This window comes from Thiomicrolovo sp. ZZH C-3 (assembly GCF_054862725.1).
In genome coordinates this window covers 87,501-100,931 of record NZ_JBTKXX010000002.1, presented here as the reverse complement: position 1 = coordinate 100,931, position 13,431 = coordinate 87,501, and the positions used below count along the sequence as shown (strand labels likewise).

The window sequence follows — 13,431 nt, the reverse complement described above, 5'->3', positions numbered from 1 at the left end:
CAGTTTTTTTAGGCTTGGTTGTTAGACAAAAAGAAGGTGAGCGAACTGATCTTCATTTAAATGCTTGTTATTAAAGCATAAACTTTTTGTTTACATTCCTGTTGACTAAGGTTTTCAAAATTTATTCTTACTTGGTAATGCAATATTTGATAGATGAAATTTTTTTACATAGAAGGACAAGATCATGGTAATCTTTTTTCACATTCCAAAAACAGCGGGAACAACTCTTTACGGAATTTTAGAACAACAGTATGAAAAAATATTTACAATCAATGGGCGTGATAAGGAAAAAACCTTACAAAAACTTGTTGAAATGGATGCAAAATCAATAAAAGAACTTGACTGTATTCAAGGGCATTTGGCTTTTTCAATGCGTAAACATCCAGCTTTGGCAGATCAAGATATTACATTTTTTAGTTTTTTTCGTGATCCTGTTAAATGGTTTGTTTCTAACTATACATATGTTAGAAAGCAGCAGCTGAACAGATTTCATGATGTGGCTTTGAATATGACTATAGATGAATGGATGTTATTCCAAAAGGAAGAACATTATGACAACATACAGAGTAGACATTTATTAGAACGATTACCCCTAGATAATCCTGAGAATCTTGAACTTGATTTAAATAAAGTCGATAGAGATGAATTAATAGCAGAACTGTTTGATAGGTTAAACAGCATTGAGTATGTATTCACCACAGACAACTTTGATCGGGCCCTGTTATTTTTGCATTCTAAACTCTCTTGGAAAAACAAGCCTTACTATATTTGGCTTAACGCTTCTTCGAAAGGATCAAAAAACAAACTTCCGCCTAAAACTCAAAAAGATATTGAAGAAATGAACTGGCTAGATATGATTTTATTTCAAGAAGTTAAAAACAGAGAACAAGAATATCTAAAACATATTTCAGATGCAGATGTAAAAACATTTCAAAAAGTCAACAAATATTGGAAATATCTGCAGTATTTTAGATGGTTATTTAAATAGAGTATGTCTGATGACGTCAAGATAGAGCTATGAGAGTCAAAAAAATACAGTTTCACAAAAGAGTTTTTAATGGATAAACAAATTTCAATTCCGAAAATCATCTGGATGTACTGGGAACAAGGGTTTGAAGATGCGCATGTCGTTGTAAAAAACTGTGTTAGATCGTGGCAAAAGTACAATTCGAATTGGGACCTCAGGCTCTTGGATAAAATGAATTTTTCTGAATATGTATGTTTGGATCTTCCGGAAGAAAAAATCTCAACACTTTCGTTAGCGCAAAAGTCTGATCTAATCCGTTTGAAACTACTTGAGAAATATGGTGGAGTCTGGGCTGATGCAACAACATATTGTTTTAAGCCACTTGATGAATGGATTGAAGAAGCGTCTGTATCTGGCTTTTTCGCATTTGACCGACCAGGTCCGGGCCGCTTGCTAGCAAGCTGGTTCCTTATTTCAGAAAAGCACAATATTCTCGTTGTTCAATGGTGTCAGCTGTTAACAGATTACTGGAATATGAATAAGTTTCCACAGCCAGGTAAGGTTAGAAAAGAGATTGTGGAACGTCTAGGCTATCATTTAAATGGCAGTTGTAAAAGAACAAAGTATTGGTTTTCTCCGTTCATCACAAAAATAATTAAAGTGTACCCTTACTTCGCCATACATTATTTGTTTGAGAGGTTGATCTCAAATGATGAAGAAGGAAGAATAATATGGGAAAAAACAAAGAAAATTAGCGCTGATGGCCCACACTCGCTGCAGTTTGAAGGGTTACTGAGTCCGCTGACCGAAGCGAACAAAAAGCTTGTAGATGAAAGCGATGTCCCGATGTTTAAGCTGACGTATAAAAATTTTGAAGCGGAAAAGTATCCGTTCTCCTTGCTGTGGTATCTGTTTGAAGGCAGATACGGCGGGGAAGGGAACAGATTAAAAAATGAAAGCGATGACGCTTAAAGGAGGAGAACAGGTTTGCAAGTATGTATAGCAGTTTTGGGAATGCACAGAAGCGGGACATCGGCACTCGGCGGGGTGCTGCACGCGCTTGGTATTTCAATGGGGCAGACGCTTGTAGAAGCGAAGAAGCATAATCCGAAAGGCTACTTCGAAAACAAGAAGATTATAGATTTTAATGACTATGTGCTTTTCCCCGCGTTAGAACAGACTTGGGATGATCTTTCGCTTCTTCCGGAAGGGTGGGAGGAAGATGAGAAGGTCAGAGGTCTTTATGCGGTAGCCAAAGAGATTATCCGGGCCGATTATTCAGAAGAGAAACTTTTTGGCATCAAAGACCCGCGACTCTGTATTTTATTTCCATTTTGGGAAAAAGTTCTCCGTGACTTGAATATAGAAATAAAGGTGATTCTGCCATATAGAAATCCGGAGGAAATATATCGCTCACTGCAGAAGCGCGACGGTTTCAGTAGGGAAAAAACATTTTTAATGTGGGTAAAATATGTTCTTCTTGCTGAATATTATTCCCGCAAATATCCACGGGTTGCCATTGCCTATTATGATCTGCTTGGAGAGCCAAAAGAAACCGTTAAAAAAATATTTCAACGACTTTCCGTCGACGTTGAAGATATGGATAGTAAGATAGATCATGCATCGCGTTTCGTGGAAGAGGGGCTTAAACATTATAACGGGGGCAACTCTCTTGTCGCTCCTGTACCTATATTTGTACAGGAAACCAATGAACTCTACCTGCAACTTATTGCAGGCGATCCGGGCCTTGAACAGGCGTTTGACAGGGTGAGAGAAGAATACATGACCAATACTTCCTTTTTTTTACATGATAATAAAGAGCAGATTGAAAAAAAATTCAAGCTCCATATCAACAACAGGAAACTAAGCCATCGTCTTCGTAATCGGCTAAGACCCATATACGAGTTGTATAAACATAAAATGAATAAAGACTGATGATGACAAAAGTTATACTCATCCCCGAATTTTTCCCCTATGGTATTGCAACGGAAACATTTTTGGAGTCAGAAGTTAAGCATTGGGCTGAACGTAAAGATGTTGAACTGACAATTATGCCAATGAAAGTGGGAAATGACAGTCGACAGCTTCCTCGTAGCATAAAAGTGGATCAGTCATTTGCGCAATATCTCAATAAACACGGCAATCATATAATTGGCAGTAAATTTTATAAAATACTTTATGCTGTAAGAGTTTTATTTAGCATTATGTTCTGGACAGAAATATTTGCACAAAAGATTTTTGATATCGCCAAAATAAAAGAACTTATGCTTTCAATGAGAAAATACTTTGTGTATAAGCATTTTTTTGGATCGCTACAAAAACAATATGCTAAAGCGATTTTTTATACCTATTGGCACACAGAAGTTACATATGCTTTACAAACAATTCTAAAAGGCTCAAGGAACAAGTTAATCACAAGAACGCATAGGTTTGATCTTTATGAAGATACTACTTTACATAATTACATGCCTTTGAGACGGCAGTTTGTTAGAGGACTGGACCATATATTTACTATCACGGATTCGGGGATAGATTATCTTTCAACTACCTATGGGTTTGACAAAAAAAACATAACAACATCTAGGCTAGGGGTTGATGATAAGCAGATAAATGCAAATGCGACGGGAGCAGGAAAATTTCATATCGTCTCATGTTCGGCCTTAAGGCCAGTCAAACGGGTAGATAAAATCATAGATCTTTTGGGGAAGCTTTCTGTGCAATATCCTGGAGTGTCTTTTGTTTGGTCACATATTGGTGATGGTCCGTTAGAAAAGCAAATTAAAGAATATGCTTATACAAAACTTTCTCGGAAAGAGAATGTTCAATACAACTTGCTTGGAATGCTTTCTAATGAAGATGTCTATAGTTATTATGAAAGTCATGCAGTTGATGTATTTATCAACGCTAGCGAGTCCGAAGGTGTTCCAGTTTCGATGATGGAGGCGATGAGTTGCCATATTCCTGTTGTGGCTCCAGATGTCGGCGGTATTTCCGACATGATTGAGGATGGATACAACGGAAAATTACTGAGTGAAAAGTCAGAGGTAGATGAATATTTCATTGCCTTTACGGATCTTTCTTTTTTTAAAGATACAGCTATACGGGAAAATGCCTATAAAGTTTTTAAAGATAAATATCTTGCTTCTGAAAATTATAGGCAGTTTATTTTGTATTTGATTCATTTATGTGACGATAGAATTAAATAAAATGTCTACTATTTTGATTATTTCCCCTGAACCGTGGAAAGGGCATTTCGTTAGTAAACATCATTACGCGGTTAACCTCGCTGCGAGAGGTTATGGGGTTTATTTCCTGAATCCACCCGATGGATCCCTGTCCGGGGTTAGAATCGAGAAGACAAATTATGCGAACCTGTGGGAAGTGTCCGGACCAATGGTTGCGAAGGGACTGCGGTTTTACCCGGTCGCTGTACGCCGCTGGTTGGAAGCGCGTTGGCTCAAAGAGTTGGAAAAAAAGGTGGGCAGAGAATTTTCTGCCATCTGGCTGTTTGAAAACTCGCGCTTTTATGACATGCGTTTTGGCGGTGACCGATTAAAAATTTATCACCAGGTTGATCTTAATCAGGACTTTCATGTTGTTGCTGCCTCCGTGTCAGCAGATATCTGTTTTGCGAATACAGATGTGATTCTGCATAAGATTTTGCCTTACAACGGCAGGGTCTACAAAATTCATCATGGTGTTTCCATGCCTTCTGAACCGATTCCACTCACGGAGGAACAAGAGAAGCATTTTTCGGAGAATGGTATCAACGCCGTATACGTCGGTAACCTTGATATCCCATACCTCGATCTGGAGCTCCTTTGTGAACTTGTACAGACGTTCCCGGCAATCCGGTTTCATTTTGTAGGCAAATACAGTGATGACGGCAGTTTATACAGGCAATGTAAGGATTATGAAAATATAAGTTGGTGGGGTGCGGTTAAAAGCGAAATGATCCCCTCGATCCTTTTACATTGCGATATTCAGTTGTTGACGTACAGCGTCAAAAGCGATTGGGAGAAAAAGCAGATGGCGAGTCCGCACAAGCTCATGGAGTATCTATCTAGCGGGAAAGTCGTCGTCGCAACTTATACGGATGAGTACAAGGATAAGCCCGGGTTGCTCGAGATGGTAGACGGACCGGATGCTTTTATTGAGAAATTCAGGGATGTCGTTTCAAATATTGACGATTACAACAGTATTACAAAGCAGAGTGTACGCAGAGCTTTCGCACAGAACAACACGTACCCTAAGCAGCTTGACCGTATAATCACAATTTTAAATAAACATAATATGAAATTCTAACAAGGTCCGGAGTGATGAGGAACAGGCGCAAGATCGTTATTTTTCTTTATAACCGTCTGTTCGACCAGGTGAATCAGTCAAACTTCTGGCTTTATATCAAAGATTTTCTGGAAGACAAAAACAGTCCTTACCAATTTCATGTCGTCAGTTATGAAGACCCTACCTATCCGTTGACGGATGAACAAAAAACACTAGTGGAGCATTGGAAAAGTCTCGGCTTAGACTGGACGCCTTTGGCCTGGCATCAGGGAAAAGAGCTCAGTAAAAAGTTGCTTGATCTGCTGGCTGGTTTTATGGTTGTTACAAAGCTCCGCCTGCAGGGGTATAAATATATTTCGACGCTGGCATCGATAGCCGGTACGTACGCATATGTATACAGTGTGCCGCTTCGCATGCGTCTGTTTATGTATTCATTTGAACCGCACAGCGAGTATGGGTTGGATAGCGGGTGGTGGACAAAAGAGAGTCGTCAATACAAAATTACCCATTTTCTGGAAGAAAAAGCGGCAAAATCCGCTGCAGTAATAGGTTCAGGTACGATTTTTATGCAGGAGAGACTTGAGAAAGTATGGAAGTCAAAGGCAAAATTTGTCAAATTGCCTACAGCTGCAAATGACGAAAAGTTTGTTTTTAATGCAAAGGATCGGACAACAGTAAGAAAAGAACTTAATATTCCAGAAGATGCCTGGGTGCTGTACTACCCTGGGAAATTCGGCGACCTTTATTATCGCGAAGAGTTTGCATGGATGTACAAATGGTTAAAAGAGGAAGATAAGAGGCTGCATCTGCTGATTGTAACACCGCATACGGATGCCGAGGTGAAAACACTGTTTGATGTAGCGGGGGTGCCCCCGGAGGACTACACCGTTACCCATAGCGATTATGCGGATATCCACAAATACAACAGTGCCGGCGACTTCGCAATCATTTCCGTTCCGCCGGGCCCTTCCAAAAAGTTTACTTCCAGTATCAAAGTCGGAGAGTACCTGTGCTCCGGCCTCCCTTTTCTGGTCGTGCGGGGGGTGTCGGAAGATTATATTTATGCCGAAGAAAGAGATGTTGGGGTCGTCGTGGAAGATTTCAGCAAAGATGAGATTAAAAAGGCCTGGCCGAAGATCAGGGATTATCTGACGCGTGACGGTGCGGCATTGCGGAGGCATTGCCGTGAGGTGGGGCTGGAGTACCGCGGCTACAGCCGATTGAAACAGCGTTTTTCCCAGGCGCTGTACTATCTGACGGAGATGGAATGATGACGGGAAAGGCCAATCTCCTGTTCGTGAGCATCGCCTTCCCGCCCAAAAGCGATCCGGAGTGCCTGCAAACGGCCAAATATTTCAAATATCTTGTCAAGGACCAGGGCTTCGAAATAGACGTGGTGACATCGGCGGACGACACGGTGAACATGCCGGTGGATCAGAGTCTCGGCAGATATGCGAAGGGATACCGGCAAATGATACAGGCCAAGTTTTTTGAAAACAGGTATGTCAGTTTCCTGCTTAGAAAAATTCATCCTGACATTCTGAAGTATCCCGATTCGAAATTCAGATTTTACAGGCAATGGAAGAAGGTGGTCCAACGGCTTCAAAACAGGCCGGATGTGATCTACTCCCGCTCCTATCCTCTGTCGTCGACGCTGATGGCGTATTATCTGCAGAAGCATTACAAAGTACCCTGGGTATTGCATCTCAGCGACCCTTGGACGCTGAACCCGTTGCATGATTTCGGAAAAGCCGGACGATGGAACGCGTCGATGGAAAAAACCTGTTTCGAGGATGCTGCATGCATCGCTTTTTCGTCGTCGAAGACCATGGAGCTGTATCGAAAAAAATATCCGGATTTCACGGAGAAATTCAGGCTTTCCCCGAATGTTTTCGACCCTGAGGATAAAATCCTGCAAACGTATAAGTTCAAGGATAAACTGACGGTGGTTTACACGGGCGGCCTGGTCGGCGAAAGAAGCCCCGAAAAGCTTTTTGAAGTGATTGGGAACATGGAACGTGAACGGCCGGAAGTCCTCCGGGACTTCGATTTTGTATTTGCCGGTGCACTGGACCGTAAAAACCGGGCGTTGTTCGACCGGGAAATCATGGGGGTGCGGCACATCGGCAGTCTCTCGTTTCCTGACGCTCTCAAGCTTCAGCAGCAGGCCGACATGCTTCTTGTCATAGACTCGCCGTTTCACAATCCCGAAGATGCGCAGTTCTTTCCTTCCAAGCTTCTCGATTATATGCTGATGCAGCGGCGGATCCTTGCGCTGACCGACCGGGGCAGTATGTCATGGGAGATCGTCGAGGGAAAACTGGGGAACTGTTTTGCCCACGACGATACCGAAGGGCTCGGTGCTGCCCTGATCGACGCCTGGCACGCATGGAAAAGGAAGGATGAATCGTATTTTATGCTTAATGCGCCGGACCGCACGTATGCAGCCGATTACAATGCGGAGCGTTTAGGCCAAATTTTCAGGGAGGTTGCAGGTGAAAAATAGGATTGCAATTATATTGGGAACAAGGCCGGAAGCGATCAAGCTCATTCCGATCTATCTGGAGCTGAAAAGAAATGAGAACTTCGAGCCGGTACTGATCTCCACCGGCCAGCATGAATCCATGCTGCAGCAGATTTTCGACTTTTTTGCCGTGCAGCCGGACTTTAAACTCAATGTGATGGAGCCCAATCAAACGCTGTCCGGATTGACATCGAAAATGTTCCGGGAAATCGGCGCGCATTTCAGTAAGCATCAGTATACGTACGTCATGGTCCAGGGAGATACGACGACCGCGTTTGTCGGGGCAGTTTCCGCACTGTACTACAAATATAAGATCGTCCATGTGGAGGCCGGACTGCGGACGCACGATAAATGGGCCCCCTTCCCGGAAGAGAGCAACCGCAGGATGATAGGCAGCATAGCAGACATCCATTTCGCCGCCACTCTGCCCGCAGTCGAAAACCTGAAAAACGAAAATATTACGGATAACGTCGTGCTAGTCGGCAACAGCGTCATCGACAGCTTGCTGCTTGCCAAGCAGAAAATCGGGCAGGATATCGGACACTACGAACAGCAGTTCGCATCTATTACGGAAGGACAAAAGATCATCCTCGTGACGGGGCACAGGCGGGAAAGTTTCGGAAAAGGGTTTGAACAGATTTGCCTGGCGCTGGCTACGATCGCTGAACAGAACCCCGATATGCAGATCATTTACCCGGTGCATCTTAACCCGAATATACAGGAAGTGGTCTACCGTTTGCTGGATGGATACGACAACATCCGCCTGATCGAACCCCTGCCTTACGACGAGCTGGTCTATCTCATGATGAAGTCGTGGATGGTCCTGACGGATTCCGGCGGTATCCAGGAAGAGGCACCGACGTTGAACGTGCCGCTGATTGTGATGAGGAACACGACGGAACGCAGCGAGGGGATCACCAGCGGCTGCAGCGTGCTGGGGGGAACGGATGCCGAAAAGATACTGAGGGCGTTCAATGATATTAAAAATTCTACAGAACGCTACAATGGGATGGCAAAAGCGGATAACCCGTATGGTGACGGTACGACTTCCAAAAAAATCGTCGGTTTTCTTGCTTCGATACCGTTGAATGCAGAATAGCGGAGCGTCGTGTGAAAATTGCAATATTTGACGTATGCGACACTTTATACAGCGTCAATACGTCATTTGAATTTCTCGACAGCTATTTTTCCGGAAACAGGCGATATCGGCTCTTCCGAAAATTCAGCAGATCGTTCCCGGGGAAACTGATCAATTACCCTTTGTACAGGTGGATGAAATACGATTTGGTAAGAGTAGCGGCAACACGCTTCTTGGCCGGTGAAGATATGCGGGAAATTGAGACGAGTTCCCGGGAGTTCATATTCAACCGTCTGGTAGACAAGATCAACCCACAAACGGAAGCACTGCTGCATGAACTGCGGGAAGCGGGATACAGGATAGTTCTGATGTCCGGTTCATACGGTTTTATCGTGGCACATGTCGCCGACTATTTTTCCGCCGACAGTTTTTTTGCCTCGGAGCTTGAGAGTGTGGAGGGGCGATTGACAGGCGGGTTCCGTTCTGACCAGCTGTTTACGAAAAAAATGCGTCTGGAAAGTGTTTATCCCCAGATAGACGAGCTTATTGTGGTCAGTGACAATAAAACGGACTATGACTTGTTGAGTGCGGCGGACAAAGCCTATGTCGTATGCAACAAAAAGAAAGACCGGGAGTTTTGGGAGAAGCGGTTTCCCGATTCATCGAAAATCCGCTATTTGGAAACTTACGATGCATAGACTTTTTCTGCCCTTCAGTTACCTGTTCTACAGCAGGTTGTCTGCAAAATCCGAAAAAATTTCATGGGTCATCATCTATGTCATACCCGTCCTTTTCTTTTCGGCTGTCGTCTCCGGCATGGGAACGGTGCAAACGCTCGGGATTGCATTGCTTGCAATGGTGGGGTATCTTGCTCTCTATGAGATCGGATATCTTCAAAATGATCTGACGACTGTTGAAAGTGAAAAAGACCCCACGCATAGAATTCGTGCAGGTGACGGTGACTTCTTCATGCGGCAGTTCGGAAAACTGATTTTGGCCAGATATTTTTACGTCTTTTCTGTTCTTCTGATACTGATTGTTTTGTCCTGGTATGAGCTTGATCTGTATATTTTCCAATATGCTTCGACTTTATTGGTTTCAAGGATTGCCTTTGTGCTGCATAACCGCTGGAGAGACAGGCGCAACATTGTCACTTTCGCCTTTTTACAGGCGACCAAGTACCTCGCGCTTCCCCTGCTATTCGTTTCGGCAGACGACTCGGCATGGGCGGTGATAGCCTTGTTATTGATTTATCCGGTGGTCAGGACGCTGGAATATGCTTCCAGCGAGAAATTCCGATTTCCGGCCTATAGGGCGGCGATCGGCAACCATGACAGTTTTAGAGTGAAGTACTATTTTGTATTTTTTGCAATGTCGCTCTCTTTATTTGCTTTTCCGGGGTCCGGTGGAGAGAAAATGTGTATTGTCGCAGCAGCAGGCTACTTTTTTTTATTCAGAATAACAGCCTGGTTATTGGTGAATAGAGGGATATATCAAAGATGAATAATGAGAGGATATTATTTATGAATTATGCTAGTCAAGCAGGTGAGTAAATAGTATGAATAGAAATATTTCTTTAGATATTTTGAAACTTGTGATGGCTTTTATGGTCATTGGGTTGCATGCACATTTTTTACATGATTTTACTGAGGTTGGAAATTTTTTAACTTGTTATGGTGTTTTCAGAGTGGCAGTTCCAATGTTTTTATTGATAAATGGATTTTATTTTTATGATGTTTTGCGAAAAAGAAATTCTGCTAATTGGTTAAAAAGAATAATATATTTATATCTTTTCTGGATGTTGTTCTATTCGTATTTTTGGTTCAGTTTGTCCGGAGTATCTTTGGTTGAATTATTACTGCAAGCTAAGTTTATTATTTTTGGTTATTATCATTTATGGTATTTGCCCGCAATCTTTGGGGCTGCAATTTTAGTAATTGTTCTACAAAGAATTTCATATAAGTTTATGATATTTGCGATTTTAATTTCTTTCTCTTTAGGAACAATGATGCAATATGCAGGGAACTACCATATTTTTGGTTCTTTTGTTGATAAGGTTTTTAACATTACATTGGTTCATAGGAGTTTTTTATTTTTTGCATTTCCTTTTTTTGCTACAGGGTTTCTAATAAATAAATTCAAGATACATACTAAAATTTCATCTATGAATTTTTTCATATTAAGTTTAGTGGCCACAATTGTTTTATTAAGTGAATCTTATTTTAATTTTATATATGCTGGAGATGATAGAGATTTTCAACAATTAATTTCACTGTTATTTTTATGTAGTACATTATTTTTATTATTTATGAATGTCAACTTTCAAGGGGAAAGTAAACAAATTGCTTTGTACGCATCAGGAGTATATTTTATTCATCCATTATTTTTAATTTTATACAGAAAATATCTACATTTAAATAGCATTGAATTGGTCTTGATGGTTATTGCTTCATCACTTGTTGCCTCTTTATTCTTAATAAGAATTAACAGCAAATTGAGATTTATACTTTGAAATAGAAATGGAAGGTAAAATTGATTTCATTGATTGGTATTGGAGTTTAGGCGTATATATGGAGAGGCAAAGAGAAGATCAACTTATATGATTAGGATAAATTTTGACATTCGTAGGATCAATTGATTTATGTGCGGTGTAACAGGCTTTATTGATCACCGGGGGCAGTCGTCAGAGACGATACTTAAATCGATGACGGATGCTATGGTATTGCGGGGCCCGGATGATTCCGGAACATTTTTTGAGCATACCGATTTCGCCCAGATCGGTCTGGGGCATCGCCGGCTCTCCATTCTGGACCTTTCTGCACTGGGGCATCAGCCCATGTCCTTTGAACATTTGAGCATGGTCTATAACGGGGAAGTCTACAACTTTGAAGAGATCAAAAAAGAGCTTGAACTCCTGGGGTATGCCTTCGCCTCCAACTCTGACACCGAAGTGATTCTTAAAGCCTTTCATGCCTGGGGCGTGGCATGCGTTGAAAAGTTTAGGGGGATGTTCGCATTCGTCATCTATGACAGCAGGGCGGAGAAACTGTTTATGTTCCGTGACCGGGCCGGTGTAAAGCCGTTCTATTACTACGTAAAGGACGGACTTTTTCTATTCGCCAGCGAACTCAAGGCCTTCAGGGAACACGAAGGGTTTGAAAAGACGATCGACAGATCGGTCATTCCAGTGTACATGCGTTTCGGGTACATCCCGGCGCCCTATACTATCTTCGCAGATACATACAAGCTCAAAGCGGGCCACTACTTGGAGTACGATCTTCAGGCGGGGCAGTTCGAGATACGGCAGTACTGGGACGTTAATGTTTTTTATGGAAAAGCGAAGCTGGATCTTTCGGAGGAAGCCGTGCTTGACACGCTGGAGCAAGAGCTGACGGAGGCTTTTCAACTGCGCATGGTCTCTGATGTCCCTGTCGGTGTCTTTCTGAGCGGAGGTATCGACAGTTCGCTGGTAACGGCACTGCTTCAAAAAGATTTGAAGGAGCCGCTGCGAACCTTTACCATCGGGTTTGACGAAGAGGGCTACGATGAAGCGGAGCACGCCAGGAAGATCGCGTCCTACCTGGGCACGGAACATACCGAATACTACTGTACCAAAGAGGATGCCTTACAGGTCATCCCGGAGCTGCCGAAGATCTATGATGAACCTTTCGGAGACAGTTCGGCCATAGCGACCATACTGGTTTCAAAGCTGGCGAAAGAGAAGGTTTCCGTCGTGCTTTCCGGTGACGGGGGAGACGAGCTTTTTTGCGGCTATAGCAAGTATTTTGCCCTTAACAGGGTCATGAGGCTCCTGGCACCGGGGTTGAAAAAGAGTCTGCTCAAAGGGGCAGTCAACCTGCTAAACGAAAAAGCGGTCTACCGGTTGAACGGCATGCTCCCTCGCTCGAAACGGCAGACCAATATCCGTGACAAATTCCAGAAGTTTAAACGGGCTGTCAACGCCGATACGCTGGAGCAGATGTTCATCGAGGCAAGCTCTTATGTCGATGCGGAGACCATTGAGAACTGTTTGGGAGGTGAAGCGGGCCTTCCGGCGCAAACCGGCTTCGGCAGCTTTGAAACATTGGCGGATATCGCACCGCTGGAACGGATGATGGCTGTCGACTTTCAGACTTTTATGGTCGATGATGTCCTGACCAAAGTCGACCGTGCGACGATGAGTGTCAGCCTGGAAGGGCGCGAACCGCTGCTCGATCACAAGGTTGCCGAGTTCATTGCTAGGGTGCCCATCGCGCTGAAATACAAAGACGATAGCGGGAAGTACCTGCTGAAAAAAGTGCTGTACAATCATGTACCGAAACGTTATTATGATCGGCCGAAATCGGGTTTTCAGGTCCCGTTGTATGAGTGGCTGAAAAATGATCTGCGGCCTTTGCTTGACCGTTACCTTGCAAAAGAACGTTTGGAGGAAGGGCAGATCTTCGATGCTTTGCAAGTGCAAAGAACACTGGACGATTATTATGAGGGACGCTACGTCAACATCAACGAGATATGGTTCATGTTGATGTTCGAGATGTGGCGGGAAGCATGGGAGGCCTGAAGATGAAACAGGTAAGC

At 43.1% G+C, this 13,431-nt stretch carries 12 protein-coding genes; all 12 read left to right on the top strand.

What is annotated here, in order from left to right; genetic code table 11:
• Window positions 1–184 precede the first annotated feature (184 nt).
• Window positions 185–988 carry a sulfotransferase family 2 domain-containing protein gene (locus tag ACXWTF_RS08890; RefSeq protein WP_461714661.1) on the top strand — a complete coding sequence of 268 codons (804 nt, stop codon included), beginning with the start codon at window positions 185–187 and terminating at the stop codon, window positions 986–988.
• A 69-nt stretch (window positions 989–1,057) separates the two neighbouring features.
• Window positions 1,058–1,939, top strand: a complete 882-nt coding sequence (locus ACXWTF_RS08885) for a capsular polysaccharide synthesis protein (protein WP_461714660.1) — start codon at window positions 1,058–1,060, stop codon at window positions 1,937–1,939.
• Between the two features lie 15 nt (window positions 1,940–1,954).
• The gene (locus ACXWTF_RS08880; protein WP_461714659.1) at window positions 1,955–2,902 is read left to right on the top strand and encodes a sulfotransferase family protein; all 948 of its coding nucleotides are present in this window, start codon (window positions 1,955–1,957) and stop codon (window positions 2,900–2,902) included.
• The gene (locus ACXWTF_RS08875; protein WP_461714658.1) at window positions 2,902–4,173 is read left to right on the top strand and encodes a glycosyltransferase; all 1,272 of its coding nucleotides are present in this window, start codon (window positions 2,902–2,904) and stop codon (window positions 4,171–4,173) included. The genes ACXWTF_RS08880 and ACXWTF_RS08875 overlap by 1 nt, the downstream gene beginning before the upstream one ends.
• A 1-nt stretch (window position 4,174) precedes the next feature.
• Complete coding sequence (locus tag ACXWTF_RS08870) at window positions 4,175–5,272, top strand: glycosyltransferase (protein WP_461714657.1); 1,098 nt, start codon at window positions 4,175–4,177, stop codon at window positions 5,270–5,272.
• 14 nt (window positions 5,273–5,286) lie between these two features.
• Window positions 5,287–6,522, top strand: a complete 1,236-nt coding sequence (locus ACXWTF_RS08865) for a glycosyltransferase family protein (RefSeq protein WP_461714656.1) — start codon at window positions 5,287–5,289, stop codon at window positions 6,520–6,522.
• Entirely contained in the window at window positions 6,519–7,757 is a 1,239-nt protein-coding gene (locus tag ACXWTF_RS08860; RefSeq protein ID WP_461714655.1) for a glycosyltransferase, read from the top strand. Before ACXWTF_RS08865 ends, ACXWTF_RS08860 begins: the two co-directional genes overlap by 4 nt.
• Window positions 7,747–8,874 carry a non-hydrolyzing UDP-N-acetylglucosamine 2-epimerase gene (wecB, locus tag ACXWTF_RS08855; protein WP_461714654.1) on the top strand — a complete coding sequence of 376 codons (1,128 nt, stop codon included), beginning with the start codon at window positions 7,747–7,749 and terminating at the stop codon, window positions 8,872–8,874. The genes ACXWTF_RS08860 and wecB overlap by 11 nt, the downstream gene beginning before the upstream one ends.
• Before the next feature lie 11 nt (window positions 8,875–8,885).
• On the top strand, window positions 8,886–9,551 hold the full coding sequence (locus ACXWTF_RS08850; protein ID WP_461714653.1) for an HAD family hydrolase: 666 nt from the start codon (window positions 8,886–8,888) through the stop codon (window positions 9,549–9,551).
• On the top strand, window positions 9,544–10,356 hold the full coding sequence (locus ACXWTF_RS08845) for a hypothetical protein (protein ID WP_461714652.1): 813 nt from the start codon (window positions 9,544–9,546) through the stop codon (window positions 10,354–10,356). The genes ACXWTF_RS08850 and ACXWTF_RS08845 overlap by 8 nt, the downstream gene beginning before the upstream one ends.
• Window positions 10,357–10,411: 55 nt before the next feature.
• Window positions 10,412–11,365, top strand: coding sequence for an acyltransferase family protein (locus ACXWTF_RS08840; RefSeq protein WP_461714651.1), 954 nt, complete (start codon window positions 10,412–10,414; stop codon window positions 11,363–11,365).
• Window positions 11,366–11,494: 129 nt separating this feature from the next.
• Complete coding sequence (asnB, locus tag ACXWTF_RS08835) at window positions 11,495–13,414, top strand: asparagine synthase (glutamine-hydrolyzing) (RefSeq protein WP_461714650.1); 1,920 nt, start codon at window positions 11,495–11,497, stop codon at window positions 13,412–13,414.
• The last annotated feature ends 17 nt before the right edge of the window (window positions 13,415–13,431 follow it).